This window comes from Mycoplasma bradburyae (assembly GCF_024338845.1).
Classification (GTDB): domain Bacteria; phylum Bacillota_I; class Bacilli_A; order Mycoplasmatales; family Mycoplasmoidaceae; genus Mycoplasmoides; species Mycoplasmoides bradburyae.
Genome location: NZ_CP101414.1, coordinates 734,345 through 756,893, shown reverse-complemented (window position 1 = coordinate 756,893; position 22,549 = coordinate 734,345). Strand labels below are relative to the sequence as shown.

General features: G+C 30.2%; 10 protein-coding genes. All 10 read left to right on the top strand.

Features of this window, described 5'->3' with window-relative positions; all coding sequences use genetic code 4:
- Positions 1 to 109: 109 nt before the first annotated feature.
- The 10 genes from NMG68_RS02930 to NMG68_RS02885 all read left to right on the top strand — a co-directional run bounded on the left by NMG68_RS02930 (position 110) and on the right by NMG68_RS02885 (position 22,541).
- Positions 110 to 3,499 carry a DUF3713 domain-containing protein gene (locus tag NMG68_RS02930; RefSeq protein ID WP_255034473.1) on the top strand — a complete coding sequence of 1,130 codons (3,390 nt, stop codon included), beginning with the start codon at positions 110 to 112 and terminating at the stop codon, positions 3,497 to 3,499.
- A gap of 37 nt (positions 3,500 to 3,536) precedes the next feature.
- Positions 3,537 to 7,181 (top strand): DUF3713 domain-containing protein, encoded by a 3,645-nt coding sequence (locus NMG68_RS02925; RefSeq protein ID WP_255034472.1) that lies wholly within the window; start codon positions 3,537 to 3,539, stop codon positions 7,179 to 7,181.
- Positions 7,182 to 7,199: 18 nt separating this feature from the next.
- Entirely contained in the window at positions 7,200 to 7,997 is a 798-nt protein-coding gene (locus tag NMG68_RS02920; RefSeq protein WP_255034471.1) for a DUF1600 domain-containing protein, read from the top strand.
- Between the two features lie 130 nt (positions 7,998 to 8,127).
- The gene (locus NMG68_RS02915; protein WP_255034470.1) at positions 8,128 to 8,919 is read left to right on the top strand and encodes a DUF1600 domain-containing protein; all 792 of its coding nucleotides are present in this window, start codon (positions 8,128 to 8,130) and stop codon (positions 8,917 to 8,919) included.
- 42 nt (positions 8,920 to 8,961) lie between these two features.
- Entirely contained in the window at positions 8,962 to 9,774 is an 813-nt protein-coding gene (locus tag NMG68_RS02910; protein WP_255034469.1) for a DUF1600 domain-containing protein, read from the top strand.
- 23 nt (positions 9,775 to 9,797) lie between these two features.
- Positions 9,798 to 11,597 carry a translation elongation factor 4 gene (gene lepA, locus NMG68_RS02905; RefSeq protein WP_255034468.1) on the top strand — a complete coding sequence of 600 codons (1,800 nt, stop codon included), beginning with the start codon at positions 9,798 to 9,800 and terminating at the stop codon, positions 11,595 to 11,597.
- Positions 11,590 to 13,032, top strand: a complete 1,443-nt coding sequence (locus NMG68_RS02900; RefSeq protein ID WP_255034467.1) for an MFS transporter — start codon at positions 11,590 to 11,592, stop codon at positions 13,030 to 13,032. The genes lepA and NMG68_RS02900 overlap by 8 nt, the downstream gene beginning before the upstream one ends.
- Positions 13,033 to 13,119: 87 nt before the next feature.
- Positions 13,120 to 20,589, top strand: coding sequence for an EAGR box-containing protein (locus tag NMG68_RS02895; RefSeq protein WP_255034466.1), 7,470 nt, complete (start codon positions 13,120 to 13,122; stop codon positions 20,587 to 20,589).
- Between the two features lie 31 nt (positions 20,590 to 20,620).
- On the top strand, positions 20,621 to 21,619 hold the full coding sequence (locus NMG68_RS02890) for an MSC_0882 family membrane protein (RefSeq protein ID WP_255034465.1): 999 nt from the start codon (positions 20,621 to 20,623) through the stop codon (positions 21,617 to 21,619).
- Positions 21,620 to 21,674: 55 nt separating this feature from the next.
- On the top strand, positions 21,675 to 22,541 hold the full coding sequence (locus NMG68_RS02885) for a Cof-type HAD-IIB family hydrolase (protein WP_255034464.1): 867 nt from the start codon (positions 21,675 to 21,677) through the stop codon (positions 22,539 to 22,541).
- The last annotated feature ends 8 nt before the right edge of the window (positions 22,542 to 22,549 follow it).

Here is a 22,549-nt window from a genome sequence, read left to right as displayed (position 1 = left end):
TTGAAGAATCCCTCGTGTTTCTTCATTTATTTATATATCTAAATTCATGTTTAAAAACAAAAGAAATAAAATTCTTGCAACTTCCTTTTTATTAAGTGGCATATCTGTGATGAGCTTAGTTGCCAGCAGCTGTTCTAGTGCTGTGGAAAAACAAGTCTTAGACGGACTTTTTAAGACTGAGTCTAATCCAAGAAATTTTAGTAACTCTAGTGTCGGTTCTTTCAATGAAGTTCTTCAAAACTCACTTGAAAACGATCAAGGTTTTAACAATTTTGCTAGATATTTGTTAGCAGATTCATTAGAGAATTGATATGAAAATAATGCATCTTCTGAAATAGTTGAAAAATATCGAAATTGAGAGAAAGAAGCTGATACTAAGTTAGAAAGTGAAACAACTTCTTTAAGAAATCAATTTAGAAGAAATTTTGAAGTTAGAAGACAAACAGATGTATTAGATATTAACGGCGGAACTGTTGATGCTTATAAACGCAAACAAGTTCTTACTAATGTCTTTACTGATTTCTCATCATTAGTTTTCCAAAATGATTATTTAGGTTATTTTAATGATGATAATAAACCTGTTGCTAATCCTTTAATCGACGAAGTAAGTAAGCCTGAAAATTGAAAACACATCAAGTTTTATGCTGAAGGTTACACAGATAATAAATCAGAGCAAAACAATAAACAGATGTTTGCTGATTTTCAATCGTATGTTTTTGATCAATGAGTTAGAAAAGAAAATCCGAATTTAGTATCTAGATTAGTATTTACTAATGAAGATATTAGAGGTGGATTGGATCAGATATTTAATAAAAAAATTTTAGGTGATGATCTTAGAGCTACTTATAATTTCCAAGCTTTTACTGATCCAAATAAAGTTGTTGATAAAACTTCACCTAAACTATCGACTGGATTCAAACAATTAGTAGCTAACGATGGGTTGAATAATTATTACAATCCAGAAAACTACACAGTAGATTTTTTAAATCAATTTTCATCAGATTCTGGTGGTAAGTTGTTAATGACTGCTAGCGGAATGTTTAATTCTTTTGATGTTGCTTTTAGTACTGCTTATGTACAACAATATCAAGATTTAGTTAATAATGTTGATAAGGATAATGCAGTAGCATCGGTTACACTTGATCCGGACAACATTATGAAGAATTTTATCTTTGCTGATCAGGCAGATGCGAATTCTAAATATTCAACTAAATTAGATTTAACTTCAAACGATAATCAATTAAAAGAAATATCTGAAAAAATTAAATCAAGTATTTTAGTTGATAAGATTGATCAAAATAGCTACTACAGTGTATATAAAGATTACGCTGAAGGTAAATCTAGTATTCATGAATATATCAGACCTAAATCAACAAATGAAGATGCAAACAAAATAGCTAAGCAATTCATCTTATCTAGAGGTAAGGATGGTATTCATATCATTGCTATTGATGGCGCTAACTATTACTTAACTGGTAACACTAGAGATATTGAGAAACAAAAACAATTCTTATTATTCAGAAATGAATTATTAAAGAATAGTGAGTTTCCTAAATACTTTAGCGAAAAAACTTATCAATTTAACTTATTAGAATCTGTTAAGAAATATTTTGATGACAACAACATTACCTTAATAATGCAGTTCTTACTAAATGCAGTGAATAATGATAAGTCATTCTTATATAAAAAAGGTAATGAGAAATTTTTAGACTCTTTAAAAAAAGTTTCAACTATTCTTTCAGATCTAGCTAAAAATAAAGCTCAATATAACTATGCTAAAAAAGTTAGAAACGATGCTTTAAATGTTAGAGATAAGATTTTAGAAAGAGCTAAGATGTTTGATGATTTAGTTAAATCAAACAAATCACCTAGCATTGGATTAGCTGCTAAATTACCTCATCCAGCAGCTAGTGATGGGACTTATTTAGGTATTGAAAGTTACTACAAAGAATTATTAGTTGAAAACAACTTGCTAGATAAAGCAAGTTTAGCTACAAAAGATACAGGTTTAACTCAATTATTTAATAAAGTAGTAAACGATGCTAAAGATAATTATGATAAGAGTATTAAAGCTGCAATCGATACATTACTTCTTACTGGTGTAAGTTCTCAATTATACTCACAAAATGTTTTTGTAACTTCTAGATATGATAGTGGTTATGATGTTGGGATTAATGCTGCTATCAACGCAACAATCGCGTTACCAACTTCAGCTAATAATTTTAGAAAACAATTCTATCTAAATGATGAAGACTTCAAGAAATTCTATGATGCTTCTAAACATGAATTTAAAGATTATGAAAACATTGAAGCGAAGCAAATCAAAGATGTAGTTGATTTTTATTTCATTCAAAGTACTTGAGAAACAAAAACAGATAAACTTAAATATGGTTCTTGAACAACTCAAGATGAATATAAAAAAGTTTTAGAAAATTACTTTAATAGTCTAACTACTATAACCGATCCAAATGACAATGCTTCAATTAATTATTTAAGATATATAAACACATTTAGATATTTAATTAAAGATAACTTAGCAGAATTCAAGAAGATCTTATCTAACCAAATTACAAGAGGTATTAGTGCTAATGTTTCTTGAACATTAACTAGTGGAACTAAGTTAGAAGAAAACGGTAATATTGCTGCTACTCAAGATAAAGTAGATTTCAATAAATTTATCGCTAACCCTGATTACTTACAAGGAAGTAAGTTTGACTTTATCAATATCAATAAAACTGTTGATAGCGATCCAAATGTAAAAGCTAAGAATACTAATTATTCAACTGTTGGTAATGAAACAACTGATAAACGTATTTATGGATTCAATGGATTAAGTGTAGCCAACTCAACAGCTAACTTAAATGATGAAGTTAAATCAGTTTTATTTGATAATTTTGAACAATCTGGATTAGATGGTATCTTATACTCATTCGGTGGTTCTTTAGACGAAGTTATTAAATACGTTAATTCTTTAACTAGCAATCGTGAGTTAGATACTTTTGTAGAATTACTAAAAAGAGCTAAGGTTAATATTAATTTATTTGAAACTGATGCTAATGGTAAACCGATCGAATTTAGTCAAAGAAAAACTACCTTAATAAACACATTAAGTGATAAGAATATTTTAGGTAATAACGTTTATACAAAATTTGTTGGTTACATCGGAGAGAATAAGAAAACTTCAACTGATTTAACTACTCAACCTGAAGGATTCAAACCATACAGAGCAGCTAAGTCGTTAACAAATTGAACCACTTATGTTAAACAAATTAATTTTAATGATGTAAGTAAATTGGGTGGAAAATCTTGATTAACAAGCGCAGACAATCGTCTAGGTTTATCGGTTAATGAATTACTATCTGTGATAGCTAAGTACGCATTTGATAGTTCTTACCAAAACAACGCTGAACTAGCAATAATTAACAGTCAACAACTTATTAGTGTTAATGATAAACGTTTATATGATGCTTTAGGTTTAAGATGGACCCTAAAGAATTAAATAAAAAGTAGTAAAATTTTAAATTGGAGTAAAACTGATGTTTCAAAACAATAATAAAAAACGAAGAATTACAAGACAAATATCCTTATTGTCTTTAATTTCTTTCGCTGGAATCATTGCTAGTTCTTGTGGCAATGTTGCTAACAATCAATTTAATAGATTCAATACAGGTTACAGTAACAATGGTGAAAATAATATCAACCAAGGTTTTGTAAATGGTGATGAAAGTATTTTAGGCGGTTATAAACTACAAGCGCAATCTGTATTAACAACTGCTTTAAAAAATAACCAAGGTTTTCAAACTTTATTATCAACATTGTTAGCAGAATCTTTATCTAATTATTACAAAGATTCAAAATCTCAAGTTTTAAAAAACAAATACGAAAACTTTAGTGATGATATCAAAGATCAATTAGATACATCAATTAAAGATAATAAGAAACTTCATGGTAATGAATATGAAGATCTTTTACAAACACAATTATATGACTCTAATGGTGGTACTAAAGAAAGCTATCTAAAAAATCAATTAAACCAAAAGATCATTAGGGATTTCCTTGACTCTGTTTTTGAAACTCAATATTTAAACTACGCACCAACTACATCTACAAACACAGATGGTTTAACAGTTTATTCAAACCTAACTAAAATTCCATCAAGAGAAACATTAAGCAATCCAGAAAATTGAAAAAATATCAAGTTTACTAATGGAGGATTTAGTAAAACTGATAACGAACAAAACAATAAAGAGTTCTTAGCGCAAATCCAAGCTAATATTTTTGATAGTTGAGTAACTAATGAAAATCCTAATTTAGTATCTAGAATTGTATTTACTAATGATACTCCAAAAGACGGATTAAATTCTATTTTTAATGACCGCGTTGTTAATGCTAGTTCATTAGTTGCTGGATATAATTTCCAAGCGTTTAAAAACCCTAAAGATCAACCATTCGATGAAAATAAAGGAATGAGAGCTTATAACCAATTCATTCGCAATGGTTTAGATAGTTATGTAAACGACAAGACTAAAGGAATTGATATTCCGAACAACTTCTCATCTGATGCTGGTGGTAAGTTGTTAATGACTGCATCTGATATGTTTAATAGTTATGATGTGTCGTTTAGTGCTGCCTTTGTTCAACAATATCTAAGACAAACTAATAATCCTAACAAAGATAATGTAGGTAATGTTCAATCTTCAATAGATGAAACCAACTTAATGAACAACTTCATTAGAACTCCGGATGCAACAAACGGAACTCCAATGAAGACTGCTGAAGTTGACACTTCTTATCAAACAGTTGAAAATGAGTCTTTATTAAAAGCTGATAGCACTAATAGAACTAAAGATCCGTATTATGAGGCTTATGCTAAATTAGCTGATAAGAGCAAAAAGATTTTTGAAATATTTCAGTGAGATGGGAAACAAATGAAGGTTTCATCTCAACCAATGTCTAGAGCTGCTGATATGGTCGTTTCGTCAGAAGGTTCATCAACTCCAGCTTCAGCTCCTGCTACTCCTGCTCCAGCTACTCCTGCAGCAGCTACTACTGCTACTTCTAAAAATACAAAAGCTGACAAATTCATCTTTGCTAGAGGTAAAGATGGAATTCATGTTATTGCTATAGATGGTGGCGAATACTATTTAAATAATAATATGGATAAGCGCAGAGATATTTCTAAACAAAAAGAATTCTTAGCTTACCGTTCATTATTAAAATCATCTGTAAGTTTAGCTGATAATGAAAAATATGATTTCAGCTTAGAAAACCAAGTTAAGTCATACTATGATAAAGATCAAACACTAAACTTATACTTAACGTTAAGTAAGATGTATGAAGAAGCTACATCAAAACCTGAAGACAAAAACAATATCTTTAATATTGAAGATGGTGGGAACTTCAGTTTTAAAACTAGCTTTAAAAAAGTTTATGACTTAGTTAATGATTTAGTTAAGTCGCAAGTTGAATACCAAAGAGCTCTTGATTTAGATACTCAAGTGCAAAACATTAGAGCTAAAATCTATGAACGCGCTAAAGCGTTTGATGATAATCAAAAAAACAACCAACCAGGTAACAATGGTATAGCAGCTAAATTACCTTATGTAAGATCAGCTGATGGTTCATATAACGGTTTAGAACAATACTACTTAGCTACTTTTGGGTTAACTGGTACAAATGCTACAACAGGTACAACTAAGAGTATTGAAAAAAACATCAAAGATAAACGTGAAGCTAGAGATGCTAAAATTCAAGAATTGTTAACTAAATTAAAAGTTGAAACAGTTTTAATTAATAGTAAAAGTCAAAATACCTTTATAGATATTAAAGCTGAAGATGAACAATTTAGTAAATGAGAAAATCTAAAATTAGCTTTAAATTTAGTTTTAGGTTCTATTATCTCTTCATCTTTATTAACTAATGAAATCAAAACTGAATTCATTAAATCAAGTAAAGAGTTTAAAGAGTTTTATAAGGTTGAAGACGGTAGCGTTTGATCTTCATTTGGGATAGATCAAACTACATTGAAAAATGTTATAAGAAATGTTTATCAGTTTTCGGTATTTTCATCGTTAAGCGACAAAACATCTAAAGGTGTTTATAATAGTTTTAGTACATTAAATGGTATTGTTAATAATCTGTGAAATGATCAAAGATTAGATAAGAATCCTAGTTCAGAATTAACATTCAATTATTACAAATACTTATACACTCTTCAATGATTATTAAGAAATAATTTACAAAACTTCAAACAAATAGCTAAAACTAGCATTAAACCTGGTGAAGTCGCTTTTGCCACTTGATCATTACCAGTTAATTTAAATATGACTAGTAGCACTGATACTAATAACAATCCGTTAACTAAATTTGATGCTAACCCTGATGGTATATTAGGATCAAAAGGATCTAACTGAAAAAATATCGTAAGTTCAGAAGCTAGTAAGATTGCAGAACCTAACTATTGAAACAACAGTTCATTAACTTACAAAGTTTCTGCAAGCGAAGATTCTCCTAAATCTCCTCAATACGGATTTGCTGGATTAGTATTTAAAGATAGTTCAGCTCCTATCGCGGAAGAAGTTAAATCAGCTTTATTCACAACATACAGTTCATCAGGTGAAAAAGGTACTTTCTTTGGATACGGAAACAAAGATAACTTAATTGCTTATGTTGATTCAATTAAGTCTGAACGTGAATTAGATAGTCTAGCTAACAGAATTACTGATGAAACTAGAGTTCCAAGTAACGACTACTTCAAAAAAGATGATAAGAACAATCCTTTAAGTTACGATAAGAAACTAGAAGAAATCAAGAAAATGATCAACTTGATTCCTGCTTCTGCTTTTGAAAGATTTGTTGGATACATCGGTAACAAAAAAGAAGAAAACTACGATCTAAACAACACATTATTCGTTAAAGGTAGTTTAAGAAGAATTGCAACATATGTTAAACAAATTAGTTACAGTGATGTTGATAAATTAGGTGCTGGATGATTAACTGATTCTAATAAAGCATTAGGCTTATCTCAATCAGAATTATTAACTATTATTGCTATGACTGCTAATAATTCAGCTATTCAAACTCAAGCGCTAACTAGCTTAGTAAACAACAAAAAACTAACTGTTCGTGACGTAAGATTATTCGGAGCTTTAGGTTCATTCTTTGCAAAGAAGATAAATTAAGAAAAGTAATTAAATAAAATGACTAATTTAGATAATAAGCGTTTTTGTATTAAAAATTGATACAAAAACAAATTAAATAAATCGCAAAAAATGTTCTTTTTTGTGTTTTTATTGAATATTGTTGGCTTAGGATTTGTTATCTATTCTTTTATAGATAGTTTAATGCACAACAATATAGGTCCTGCTGAAAAAAGAGCTTTTAGAAACGGATTTACGGAAGTTGATAAATTTACGAATCAAAGTAATCTTTTATTATTAGTATTTGCATTTGTCTATGTGTTCTATCCAAAGAACAGCTTACTTAAAAATGAGAAGTTCTTAATTGCTTGTATGACATATATCCTATTTACTTTTGTGGGATATAACTTGATCTTGAATTTAACGGCTAAAGATAAAGGTTATGCAGCTTTATTAAATGAAAATAGAATAGCTGCTTTTGCTGCAAGTATTACCTTACACTTCATCAACCCTGTTGTATTTATTGTTTGTGGTTTCTTAAGATTTGTATTTAACCCTGTTGAAAAAATTAAATCTTTCAAAGCGTTTGTTATCCCTGGAATGATCTATCCGATTATTTACTTAATCTATGTGATAACTATTCCGTATGTTTATAATTCACATGCTAATGGTGAGTATTATTCAGTATACGGTGGGCCAACAAACGTTATTAAAAATCCTAAATTAGCTTGACCTATCTGTATTGGAATGATTTTTGTTTATTTCCCGATTACATTCTTTCTTATTTGATTCGGGGCAAGAAAAATCAACACAAAATACTACGTACCACCTAAGAGTACTACACCACTAGAAAACTAAACGAAATAAAGAAAAGAACGCTTATTCAAAGTTATTTTGAATTTAATCGTTCATTTTTCTTTTTTAAAAGCATTTTATAAACTTTTAAAAAGAATAAAGAGCCGCTGTTTTACCTGAAAATAAAATCTGTATGAGTTCATTGAATCCTAGAAAATTTAGTGTTAAAAATTGATATAAAAATCAATTAAATAAATCGCAAAAGATCTTTCTTTTTGTGTTTTTTACAAATATCATCGGATTTTTATTAGTACTTCATGGAATCTTTGCAGCTCTTTATAATGGTAAGGATGCATTCGTTGTAATTGGTAAATTTACGAATCAAAGTAATGTTTTGTTACTAATCTTCTCAACCATTTACATCTTTTTTCCGAAACATAGTTTTCTTAAAAATGATAAGTTTTTAATTGCTTGTATTACTTATATTTTCTTTACCTTCTTTATTTATAATACGATTAGTGCTGTTAATGCGATCGGAGCGGTTGTCTCACCAAATTCAGATCTAGCAGCTAGCCAGAAAAAGATTGGTTATGCTTTAAGCAAAAAAGGCTTTAGATTATTTGTTGATTTATACAAACACTTATTTAATCCGGTCATATTTATTATTTGCGGTTTTATTAAGTACATATACGACCCAAATATAAGGTTACAGAAATACCATCAGTATTTGATTCCGATTAGTATATATCCGATTATTTATTCAATATATACATCAACAATTCCTTTTGTTTATAAAACTAAGGATGGAACAACTTATACAGTGTATGATATAGCGACTAATACAAAAGATTATCCGCAGGTTGCTTATCCAGTAGTAGCATTCTTAATCTTGATCTGATTACCATTAACTTGTTATTTGGTATGACTAGGAGTAAATAAGATATCCAATAAATACAAACAAAATTATGTTGATAAACAAAACTAAATAAGAAAAATGATAAGAATATAAAAACTTAACAAATTAATTATGAATACATTAGATACGGAAACTAAAAGCTTTGATTATTGATTCAAATATAAACTAGATCGAACGCAAAAAATCTTCTTTTTTGTGTTCTTACTTAATTTAATTACTTTTGGGTTTATTGTTCAAAGGCTAATTGATTCATTGCAAACGAATGAAATAAGTAAGAACATGATGGTGGTTGAGAACTTTAAAAATGGTTATACCGTGATTGATAAATTTACCAACCAAAGTAATACATTATTATTAATTTTCTCGTTTTTTTATGTGTTTTTTCCAAAGCACAGCTTCTTAAAAAATGATAAGTTTTTAATTGCTTGCATTGTTTATATCTTATTCACCTTTGTTGGATATAATTTAATATTAAACGCTCTGCACGATGGATATGAAGGGATCAAAATTCCGATCAATTTTGCTAGAGGTATTTTTGTTCATCTGATCAATCCGATCGTATTTGTTGTTTGTGGTTTTGTTAAATTTGTTTATGCGCCATCGAATGGAATTAAGAAGTTTTGATCTTACTTAATCCCTGGGATGATATATCCATTAATTTATGGTATTTATATTGCGACGATTCCGCATGTTTATAACACTAAAGACAACAACACATATTCTGTATATGGTTCAGCTACAGATGTTATTAACAATCCTAAAATAGCTTGGACAGTGATCATATCAATGTTGTTTGTTTATTTTCCGACAACATACTTCATTGTTTGATGATCACATCTTAAGATTTCTAAAAAATACATTAATTTCCCGGCTAAATTAAGAAAGCGTTCTATTAAATACATTAAATTTAAAATTAGCGCATAATAAAACTAAGTCAGACTAAATATATGGATAAAAAAAACATACGTAACTTTAGCATTATTGCTCATATTGATCACGGTAAATCAACACTTTGTGACCGTTTAATTGAAATAACTGGAACAGTATCTAAAAGAGAGATGAAGGATCAACTTTTAGATAGCATGGAATTAGAAAGAGAACGTGGTATTACGATTAAACTTAATGCTGCGCAGCTTAAGTTTAATAAAAATAATGAAGATTACACTTTTCATCTGATTGACACACCAGGTCATATTGATTTTACGTATGAAGTATCTAGAAGTCTAGCGGCATGTGAAGGAGCTTTATTAGTAGTTGATGCTACTCAAGGAGTTCAGGCGCAAACATTATCTAATGTTTATTTAGCGTTAGAAAATAATTTAGAAATTATTCCTGTAATCAATAAAGTAGATTTACCATCAGCTGATGTCGAAAAAGTAAAAAATGATATTGAAACTACAATCGGGATTGATTGTTCAGACGCTCCGTTGATATCTGCTAAGACAGGATTGAATGTTGAAGATGTTATCGATGCGATTATCAAGAAAATACCGCCTCCTAAAAAAGCTGAAAACAACGATCCATTAAAAGCATTAATTTTTGATAGTTACTATGATCCGCACAAAGGTGTAGTTTGTTTTATTCGATTGTTTGACGGTCAATTAAAAGTTGGTGATGAAATCTTATTCATGGCTAATGGCGCCAAATATATTGTTACTGAAGTAGGGATTAAAAATCCTAATATGCAAAAAAAGGATTATTTAGAAGCGGGTGAAGTGGGTTATGTAGCTGCTTCAATTAAAACCATTCGCGATATTCATGTAGGGGATACGATTACCACTGTTGATAATCCTTGCGATAAACCTTTGCCAGGTTATCGTAAGATAATGCCGATGGTTTATGCTGGGTTATATCCAGTTGATACGGCTGATTACCAAAACTTAAAAGTAGCTATGGAAAAAATTGTTTTAACTGATGCTGCTTTAGAGTATGAATATGAAACATCTAACGCATTAGGTTTTGGTATTCGCTGTGGTTTTTTAGGTTTATTACATATGGATGTAATTCGCGAAAGAATTGTGCGTGAATATAACATTCCTTTAATTCTTTTAGCTCCATCAGTTATGTATGAATGTAATTTAACAAATGGCGAAACCATTAAGGTTGATAATCCTGCTAAGATGCCTGAAAGAAATAAAATCAAGGCAATGTTAGAACCTTTTGTTAAATTAACGATTTCAACACCAGATGAGTTCATTGGTTCAATAATGGAATTATGTCAAAACTTTAGAGGTGAATACCAAGAAATGAAAGAAGTAGATAGTACAAGAAAAATCTTGATCTACGAAATTCCGTTAGCTGAAATTATTTATTCGTTCTTTGATAAATTGAAATCAGTTACCAAAGGTTATGCATCATTAGACTATGAATTAATCGGTTATCGTGAATCAAATCTAGTTAAAGTTGATATTTTACTAAACTCACAAAAAGTGGATGCATTATCATTCATTAGTCATACCCAATTTGTTTATCAGAAATCGAAAAAAATCGTGGAAAAACTCAAAGATTTGATACCAAGACACTTATTCGAAATTCCAATTCAAGCAGCAGTTGGTTCAAAGATTATTTCACGTGAAACAATTAAAGCTATGCGTAAAAACGTATTAGCTAAGTGTTATGGTGGTGACGTTTCTCGTAAGAAGAAATTACTAGAACAACAAAAAGAAGGTAAAAAACGCCTTAAAGCGATTGGATCTGTTCAAATTCCTCAAGAAACATTCTCTAAATTATTGCAAGATGATGAATAATCAGTTAGATTGATTGTTAACAACAATCATTAATCAAGCAAGCATAATGGTATCAGATAAATACAAAACATCATTAATAATTAACTTATCGTTGTTTTTGATTTGTCTGATTGTAAGTGCTATCTTTTTTTGAAAAATAAAATTTGAAAATAAGGGTTATAAAAAACTCTTTATTTTTTACACGATATTTTGAATTCCGATTTTTCTAGTTAGAAGCTATCGTGGTAGTTTACATAATGACTTAATGCTTGATCGTGGTTTATTATATTTACCGCTAAGTTTATATGGTTTTGTGGGTATTTTTACTAGACCATTGTTTGACTATTTAGGAATAAAATTTAAATCACGAAAAAAGGTCATTTTTACCGCTCTTTTGTTACAATTAGTCACTTTTATTCCGATAATTATTAAGCCTAGTTTTGCAACTAATTTAATACAAGTAATTGGTGTTGGAATAGGCGCTTCATGTATTGGTTCATTCTCATTATGATTTAATGAACAACATGCTAAAGAAAAACCTTTTTTAGCGATATCAATTTTATCAATACCGCCATTATTAGCTGATTTTATAGCTTCACCGATCCAATCATTAATAAGAACTCTAGCAATTACACAAAACAAAACTGCTGATGTCGAGATTACAAAATATCTTTGATTAATTGGATTAATTGCGATTATAATAAATCTTGTTTTTTGATGATTTTTACGGGAAAATCCGCAATTTGTAGGTTTAAAAAAAGATGATCCAAAAAATATAATTGATAAATCATTTAACAAAATATATAGCTTTGTTGTAGCTATAATATTCGCTGCTATTGTGATATTTACCAAATTTGCTATATCGGATGGAATAGCTCAAATAACACTGCAGCAATTAGTAGGTAATAGCAATAGCGCTCCTTATGAAGGTTATTTATCAAATATATTCAGTGGTGCTCAACTACTTGGTGGAGTATTAATGGGTGTTATTGGAGTTAAGTATTTTGATAAGTGATTAGTAGCCATGTTTGGTTCTTTATTCTTCATTCTATACAATGTAGGGTTAATTTTATTAATCAATACTGATGCGCTAGAAACAACTAATAAAGGATATGTTTATTTAGCTATTCAATCAATTTCAGGATTTGGTTATGGAATCTTGTACAACCTATTAATAGCCCATGCTTTATCTTACGGGTTTAAAACGAATAAAATAACCCCCTTAGGCATAAATCAAACAACAAATTCAATAGCAATTACCTTTGCTAATTTTTTCACGAGTTTTATCAAAGATAAAATTTCTATAAATTTTATTAAAGCTAATACAGCTATTTCATATATACTTATAGGGATTATTTTAGTAGGTCTAACTCTTTATTTCTTTAGTAGTTGGATCGAGAATGGTAAAAAGATCAAACCAATCTTTACTAAAAAACCATTTAAATACTATATTTAAATTGAAGAAATTCACGAAACGGAATTTTTTAGTAGATTATAATAATATAAAATGTTTTGCTTATTTCAAAACTATTAGGAATTAATTGTGGCCAAAAAGACTAAAAAGAAAAATGATCTTTTCGAGGATCAAGAAGTTAATGACGAAATAAACGACGAAGATTCAGAGGCGATATTTGGTAACCTTTATGATGGTGCTGATGACGTTGTACCAGCAGCGTTAGCATACGAAAGTGGTCAATTACCAGAAGACGGTTCGATTCAAGTAGCATTTGATGCAGATAATAATGCTTACTACATTTCATACGATGCTGAAAATGAAATATTTATCGAACCTTATGAGCAGTATGAATTAGATGCTTCATCTTTATATGATGCAGAAGGTAATCCTTTTGATTTCTTTGCTAATTATTATGTAGAGCAAGAAGAAGGTTCTGAAGAAGAAAGTTCTGGTGAATACTGAGAACAATTTATTGGTGTCGAAGGATATGGTTATTATGATGAAAATAACGAATGAGTTTGATCAGGTTATTTCGATGATAACAATGAGTTCATACCAGAACAAGCTGAAGAAGCTGTAGAAGAAGAGCCAGAAGTACAAGCAGAACAAGAAGAATCAGTTGAAGAGCCACAAGCTGATGAAGTAGCAGAAGAAGAAGTTGTTGAAGAAGAACAACAATCAGAAGAACTGCAAGCTGCACCAGAAGAAGAATACCAAGAAGAAGCGGTTGAAGAAGAAGCTGCGCAAGAAGAAACTGTTGAAGCTGCGCAAGAAGAGTATCAAGAAGAAGCTGCTGAAGAAGCAGTTGAAGTGGCTGAGGAAGAATACCAAGAAGAAGCAGTTGAAGAACAAGCTGAAGAACAAGCTGGATCTGCTGAAGTTAATTGAGAAGATTACATTGGCGTTGAAGGTTATGGTTGATACGATGAAAATAATGAATGAGTTTGAGCTGGTTACTTTGATGATAACGGCGAATTCGTTCCTTATGAATACGAAGAAGAACAACCAGCTGAAGAAGCAGTTGAAGCTGCGCCAGAAGAAGAATACCAAGAAGAAGCTGTTGAAGAACAAGCTGAAGAAGATTCTGGTGAATACTGAGAACAATTCATTGGCGTTGAAGGTTATGGTTGATACGATGAAAACAACGAATGAGTATGAGCTGGTTACTTTGATGAAAATAATCAATTCATACCAAATGAATACTCTGAAGATGTAGCTGAAGAAGTACAAGCTGCACCAGAAGAATACGCAGAAGAAGCTCAAGAACAAGCTGATCAAGAAGTAGCTCAAGAAGAATACCAAGAAGAAGCAGTTGAAGAAGCTGTTGAACAACCTGCTGAAGAAGAAGCGGTTCAAGCTGAAGCTGAAGAACAAGTTGAAGAAGCGGTTGAAGAAGCAGTTGAAGAACAACCTGAAGAAGTTGAAGCGCAAGCTGATCAGGAAGCTGCTGATGAAGTAGTTGAAGAAGAAGCTAGTGAAGAATACGAAGAAGAACAAGTTGAAGCTGTTCAAGCTGATTCTGACGCATTCGAAAAGGCTCTAGCAGAAGCTGATCAATCATACGATGAAAACGCGCTAGTTCCAGTTGAAGAACACTTCGATGACCAAGCTGCTGGCGATGATGTTGTTGAAGAAGAGCCAGCTCTAGTTGAAAAAGCACTTAACTGAGAAGATTATGTTGGTGTTGAAGGATATGGATTCTACGATGAGAATAATGAATGAGTATGAACTGGTTACTTCGATGAAAATAACGTGTTCATCCCTCAAGAAGGATTCTTAGATCTATTACCTCCTCCAGGTGAAGAACAAGAACACTCTGAAGAAGATATCCAAGAATTAGAAGCTCTAATTGAAAGTGAAGAATTAGCTCAACAATTAGCTGAACAAGAACAAGATAGTTCTCGAGAAGTAGTTGAAGAACAAACTGAAGAAGCTGTTACTACAACTGAAGAACAAGCTGGTAGTGATGAAATCGTTAAAGTTGACGAACCAACTCAACCAGAAGAAGAATCAACCCAATCAGAAGTTCTTGCTACAACTGAAGAACAACCTGCTCAAGAAGTTGTTACTACAGCTGAAGAACAAGCTGGTAGTGATGAAATCGTTAAAGTTGACGAACCAACTCAACCAGAAGAAGAATTAACCCAATCAGAAGTTCCTGCTACAACTGAAGAAAAACAACCAGCAGTTGCAGATGATCAAATTGCTATCGTTGATCAACAATCTGAACAAGTTGTTCAAACTAACATCGAACAATTCATTGGTAACATTGACTTTGGTTATTATGATGAAGCTTCAGAATGAATCTGAACTGGTCAATTTGATAGCAATGGAAACTTCTATGACTTCGATGGTAATCTAGTTTATAAATCTGAAAAACCAGCTGCTGAACAAGCAGAAGTTGTTGCTGATAAACAACCATCTGAAGCAGTTTTAACCGATGAAATCAAACAAGTTTCAACTGAAGAAGTTGTTCAAACAGAACAACAAACTCAACCAGTTGAATCTCAAGAAGTTCAACCAGTTTCAACCGATGAAATCAAACCAGTTGTAGTTGAAGAAGTTCAACAACAAGTTGTTACTAATGTAGCTGTTGAAGAAGTTAAACCTCAAACTCCTGCATTTGAATTCAAACCATCTGATTTATCAGATCAAATTCCTCAAACTTCATTAGTTGTTAGTGAAGCTGACATTTTATCTGAAAACATCGTTCAAGAAGTTAATTCAGATCTATTAGACTTTAACAAAGTTGAAATCGCTGGATTATTAAATTCAGCTCAAGTACCAGTTCAAGTTGAACAACCTAAGATTCAACCAGTTTTTGAACAAGAAAAACTTGCTTTACCAGCATTTAATACACCAATCCAAATCAGCACAGCTGAACCATTAATTCAAAACGAATTAATTGATGTTAAAGTTCAAGTTGAACAACCTGCTGTTGATTATTCTAAGCGAAGTGAATCTACTGCCTTAGCAATTATCAACCCAGTAGTTGTTGAAGATCAAGCTGCTAGCGATCTAATTAGTGTTGATGCGAACAACTTTGTTCCAGAAGCTACTCAAGCTATCTTTAATCAACCTAAACCAATTCAACCAATCCAATTTGACGAAATCAAGTTATTACAACCAACTGTAATTGCTGATGTTAAATTTGACACACCACAAGCTCAAACTGCTTTAGCATTAGTTCAACCAGCACCAGCATTACTTGGATATGACAAGATTACACACATCAGTGATGATCTTAAAGTTAATGTTGATATCTCATCATTAGAATCTACTGATGAACAAATCAGAATCAATTTATCTCAAGAAGCTCTATCTGGATCTTCTAAATTTGATTTGTTTGCTAAAAAACCAGAAGTACAAAATGAATTTGTTCAACGAGTTGAACAAAAACTTGATCTACAAGTAATTGAACAACCAGTTGTGCTAGAACAACCTAAATTATCATTAGATAAACAAACTTATGCAGATGAATCAAGCGCTATTAACATTAATGTTGATGAATCTGTTTCAGTTAAAGAAAAAGCAATTCAAATCAACCCAGTAGTTAATGAAACTTCTGATTTTGATATTAACAATATCTTAAAACCAAAACAAGAAGAAAAACCTGCTGAAGTTATTACTGTTGAATTACCTAAAAATCAACCAGAAATTATTCCAAGTCTTTATGTAAGTGTAGTACATGAAGAAGCTAAACCAGTTGAACAAATTATTGACGATAGTTTAATTACGGCTGATGAAATTATTGTTCAACCAGAAGCAGTTGTTGAAGTATTTGAAACTACAGAATTAGATTCTGATAAGATTGAATTCGAAGTTGTTGAAGAACAACAAGAATTAGTTGAAGAATTAAATATTTCACCTGAACAAATTCAACAAGCAATTATTGAATCTGAAACTAAAGCAATCAATAAAGATGATGAAATTACTTTAGTTGATGATGAACCATTCTTTAACAAATTCATCGGTGATGAAAACTACGGATACTACACTGATAAAGGTGTATGAATCTGAAATGGTTACTTTGACGAAGAAGGTAACTTCGTATCTGATAAACAAGACAAGATTTCTAAAGTTGATGAATTAATTGAAGAAATGAATCAACAAGCTGAACTTGAAAAAGCGCAAGCTGAAGCTGAACCATTCTTTAACAAATTCATTGGTGATGAAAATTACGGATACTACACTGACAAAGGTGTATGAATTTGAAATGGTTACTTCGATGATGAAGGCGACTTTGTATCTGATAAACAAGACAAGATTTCAAAAGTTGATGAACTAATCGAAGAAATGAATCAACAAGCTGAACTTGAAAAAGCTCAAGTTGAAAAAGAAACTGAAACATTCTTTAACAAATTCATCGGTGATGAAAACTACGGATACTACACTGATAAAGGTGTATGAATTTGAAATGGCTATTTCGATGACGAAGGTAACTTCGTATCTGATAAACAAGACAAGATTTCAAAAGTTGATGAATTAATCGAAGAAATGAATCAACAAGCTGAACTTGAAAAAGCTCAAGCTGAAAAAGAAACTGAAACATTCTTTAACAAATTCATCGGTGATGAAAATTACGGATACTACACTGACAAAGGTGTATGAATTTGAAATGGCTATTTCGATGACGAAGGCAACTTCGTATCTGATAAACAAGACAAGATTTCGAAAGTTGATGAATTAATCGAAGAAATGAATCAACAAGCTGAACTTGAAAAAGCTCAAGCTGAAAAAGAAGCTAAAACTGAATTAAAATTAATTGAATCTAACGATCAAAAAGAAGAATCTGAAGAAGTTAAAGCAAAAGAAACTTTTGTTATTGAAAACTTTATTCAAGAACCAATTCAACTATTAAACCCTGCTAAAGAAGCTGAAAATCTATTAACTGTTTATCAAACTGAAAAAATTGATATCAATAGTCTTCGTGAAGAATTTAATAAGATCAAAGCTAGAGAAGAAAAAGAAGAATTTGATAACTTTAGCTACATCAATGATTTAGATGTAATTAATTTAGATAAAGCTTCAACTTCTAAGAAGAGTAATGTTTATGTATTCTCTGGATTCGAGAAAAAAGAAGAACAATTTGATAAGAAGAACTTAAGTTATTTAGAAGAATTAAAAATAAATGAAGTTGTTCCATTGTTAGAAGAAACTAGAGTAAGTAATTTGAGTGAATTCTTAAAACAAGATCCACAAGTTTTACTTCTAGAAGCTCACGAAGCTAAACCAGTTAATCTAAATACAAGTTTAGCGATCATTCCAGCTAAAGATGAAATTAAACTTATAACTGAAGTTCAAGTAGAATCTATCGAAAAAGAAGTTGAAGTTATTGAACAAGTTAACGCACTTCAGCCTATTGAACAGGTACAAGAACAACACGAACGTTCATCTCTAGAATCTTATGTACCTAAATTTGATGATCAAAAATCATTTGAAAGTGTTGGTTTTGCATTACCTGCATCTAAACAACCTGAAGAAAATGAAGTTCAAGAAGTTGAACTGATCGATGTAATTACTCCTATTGAACAAGATGAATTATCATCTGAAAAACGTTCTGCTTTAGATAGTTACAAACCTACATTTGAAGACTCTAAATCATTTGAAAGTGTTGGTTTTGAACTTCCTGTGGTTAAAGAAGTTGCTCAAGTTCAAGAGCAAAATAACTATGAAGAATTCGAAGAAGTTGATTCAATCGATGTAATTGCTCCGATTGAAGATGATCAAATCGAAAAAGTTCAAGAAACCGAAAGATCATTATTGAATAATTACAAACCAAGCTTTGATTCTGAAAAAGCGCTTGATAATTACGGATTTAATTTTGCTAAACAAGACTTTAGTAATGTTCAATCTGAACAAAAAGTTGAAGAATTAGCACTTAATGATGATTTAGTAACTGCTTTAGATCCAATTGAACAAGATGATATTAATATATCAACTAGAGAAGAACTTAAAGTTCAATTACAACCAAATATAGATCCAATTGATGTTATCTTAGATGAAGTTAGTGCTTTAGCTGAAGAAGACGATCAACCAATTACTAAGATTCACTCATTCAGTTCTTCTGATAACAAAAAAGTTGAAGATATCATTATTAAAACAGAAGATAATGATAACTACATTCAATTAGATGAACAAGATGAGCTTGATCAATTAATTAATCATGCAGATGATTCATTTACAAATGTCGTTGTTGAATTAGAAGAAGAATCTCAACCAATTGTTGTGAGTGACAGCCAACAAACTCAACAACAAGAAAATATAACTAATCAAATCGCTGTACCTAACGAAGAATATAAGAAGGATATTGCAGAATTGAAACAATTCTTAGAAAAACGTTCTGAAGAGTTATTCAAACAATACTTTGCTAAATTTGAAGAATTATCAAAACGTCAAATTGAATCGTTTAACAATATTAAAGATGAATTACGTTCTGAAATGGACGAAATTCGTGACGAAGTTAAAGCTAACCAATTAGCTGTAACTTCTGAAATTAGTGAAGAAATTTATCCTTCAGCTCCTAAAATTACAAGAAAACAACAACTTGCATCTGATTTCATTAATCAAACAAACGAATTTGAATTTGATAATTCGTTATCATTAATTAATGAAAACAACTATGATCTATACGAATTACTAGATCGAATCATTAATTACGAAGACGTTCAATTAACAACTAGCAATGTATTCAAATCAGAGGAATACCAAGCTAAGATTAAACAAAGTGTTAATGAAGTTAAGATGATTCTTAAAAACTCTGAAAGAGAAGCGACTAAGAATTACAACTATATCTTATCTACACTGAAAAATGAAATCAGTTTATTGCAAAAAGATCTACCATTAATCATTGCTCAAATTAATAAGATTCAAAATGATTTAAGATCTGGCGCTGTTAATAAAAATGATTATCGTTTTGCTCAAGAACAAATCCAACAATTACGAACAGAACACGCTAACAAATCTAGAGCTATCAGCTTCTACAATAAGAAGATTAGCGATCTTAAGTCAATTTATGCTCAACAAATCAGAAAAATTAAATCTGATTACAAGAGAATTAACGATTTAATTAACAATAAACAAGAAAGAAAACCGTTTATTCAACCACAACCTCAACCAAGAATGGCTTTTGATAATTCTAGATTTGCTCCTAGACAAGATGTCAAACGAAACTATGAACAGTTGTACAAAACTCAATTACAACAAAATCCATTCAGTTATGGAAATAACTACGGTAGTTTCAAACGCTTTGATTCATTAATTGATAATAATAATTATGAATACTTCATCGATCACCAACCAAGAGAATTCTTTAATGATTTAGAAAGTATTGATAATGATATCTTCAGTTCTAACGATTTAATTTATTCAAACCGCAATACATATTTAGATGAGAATTTCAAAATTAATGATTTTGAAATAACAAGCGGATTCGATGATATCGATGCTATCTATGGTATGGATAGATTAAGATTACCTGCTCTTGAAAGTGGTAATTCTATGAATGATCTAGACTTTACTAATATGTTTGATATTGATTTTGATACTGATTATTAATAAAATAATAGTTAGGTAATGAGGTAACTAAATGGACAATAATGAAACAAAAACACTGGATTTAGGTGTTCCTTCAAACCATAATAAATATGGTGATGGTTTAGCTGTACCTCAAGCAATTCAATTAGATCGACAGGCTAATAATTTTTATAATAATCATTACAATTCAGCTTCACTAGAATTATCTAATTATCAAGATCAAGCAGAATTATCTTTAGAAAGACCACAAGATAGAAAAATACCAAAGTTTTATAAAAAAGAAATATTTTTCAATTCAATTGAATTAATCTTCGGGATTTTGGTATTACTGTTTTTTGGATCAGGGCTAACGCTATTGTGTTTATACATTTACTTTAATAGTAAATCTTGACATATCTTGTGGTCGCTTATTCCGTTTGCAATTCTTGCGATATTTATTGGTTATCGAACAATAAGTAATTATGCTAATATTAAATCCGGATTAAAACACGAACATATTTTTAATAAAAACCAAATTGCTGTTAATATTAAAAGAGCTTATAAAAGCTTAAGAATCTTGCCGATTAATGTTAATTGATTGTCAGCTGGTATTTATATAACTGTGATAATAGCTATTGTAGTCACTTTAGTAACTGCTTTTGCTGTTAATTTAATTACGATCGCTAACAATACAGATAGTTTTACTCAAGAACAGATAAAAGAGGCTAAAGCGTTTGGTTATTTATATGTTTTAAAACCTCAAGCTAACTTGGATAGTTGACCACTTTATTCAATTATTGTTAATGGTTCAATTGGTATTACTACTTTAGTGTTACAAATTTACTTAATAATTAATAGTTCAGTTAGAGCTAGATCGATTGAAAATTATTATGGCAAAATGCCAATCGAAGAACAAGATATTCAAAAAGCGATTGAATCTGCTAATAAACGTAATTTTAAAATATTTTTGGTATATCTAATAGTATTAGGTTTAATAATGCTTTTAGCAAAAAAAATTATTTCAGGTTCATTGGGTATTTTAAATAAAAAGAAAGTTGTCTCAATTGGATAAATTTTGTTATCTAAATATTTAGATTAACTAAATAAACAATCAAAACGAATATATAATGTCTTATTTAGAAAATAATCAACTTAAATTAATTGGAATTGATCTTGATGGTACTTTATTATCTGTAAAAAAGAAGGTTACCAAAAAAGTAATTAATGCTTTACTTAAATTAAGAGAAAAAATTCCTGATATTGTTATAGCTATAATTACTGGTCGTTCTTCGCTAAGTGCTAAAAGAGTTGTTAAAGAATTAGAAGATGCTGGTGTAAAAATTGATTATCTTTGTTCTTCTAATGGTTCAATGCTTTATAAAATAAATGCTAATAACCAATATCAGAAACTTGATGAGAACAATATTGATCCGATTAAAGCTAAGATTATTTTTGATTACTGTTTAAAGAATAAAATTTTATTTCAAGGTTATTTAGCTAATAGTAAAAATGATAAAAATGTTGTAGTGTCAAACACTTTTTTTGGTAGATCATTTTCACTACTTAATAAAAAACACAGCTTTGTATCAAATGATTTTGTTGAATCTGAATATCATAAGATTAATTTAATAAGTTTTTCTAAAAGAAAACTAAAAAGATTTAACGAACACATTGCTGAAAATTATCCAGAAGATTTAGAGATTGCTAACATATATTCAACATTTATTGAAATAACAGCTAAAAATATCAATAAAGCATATGCGTTAAAAAGCTTATGTAAGTTAGAAAATATCGATTTAAACCAAACAGCGGTTATCGGTGATTCATTAAACGATTATTCGATGTTTAAGATAGCTAGCTATAAATTCGCAATGAAAAGAGCGAATAAAAAACTAAAACAAATTTCTACATATATAGCAAGTTCAAGGCGTAATAATCAATTTAATGAAATCATTGAAAAAACAATTGCTATTGTTGATGAAAAGAAAAAATAAAATCACGC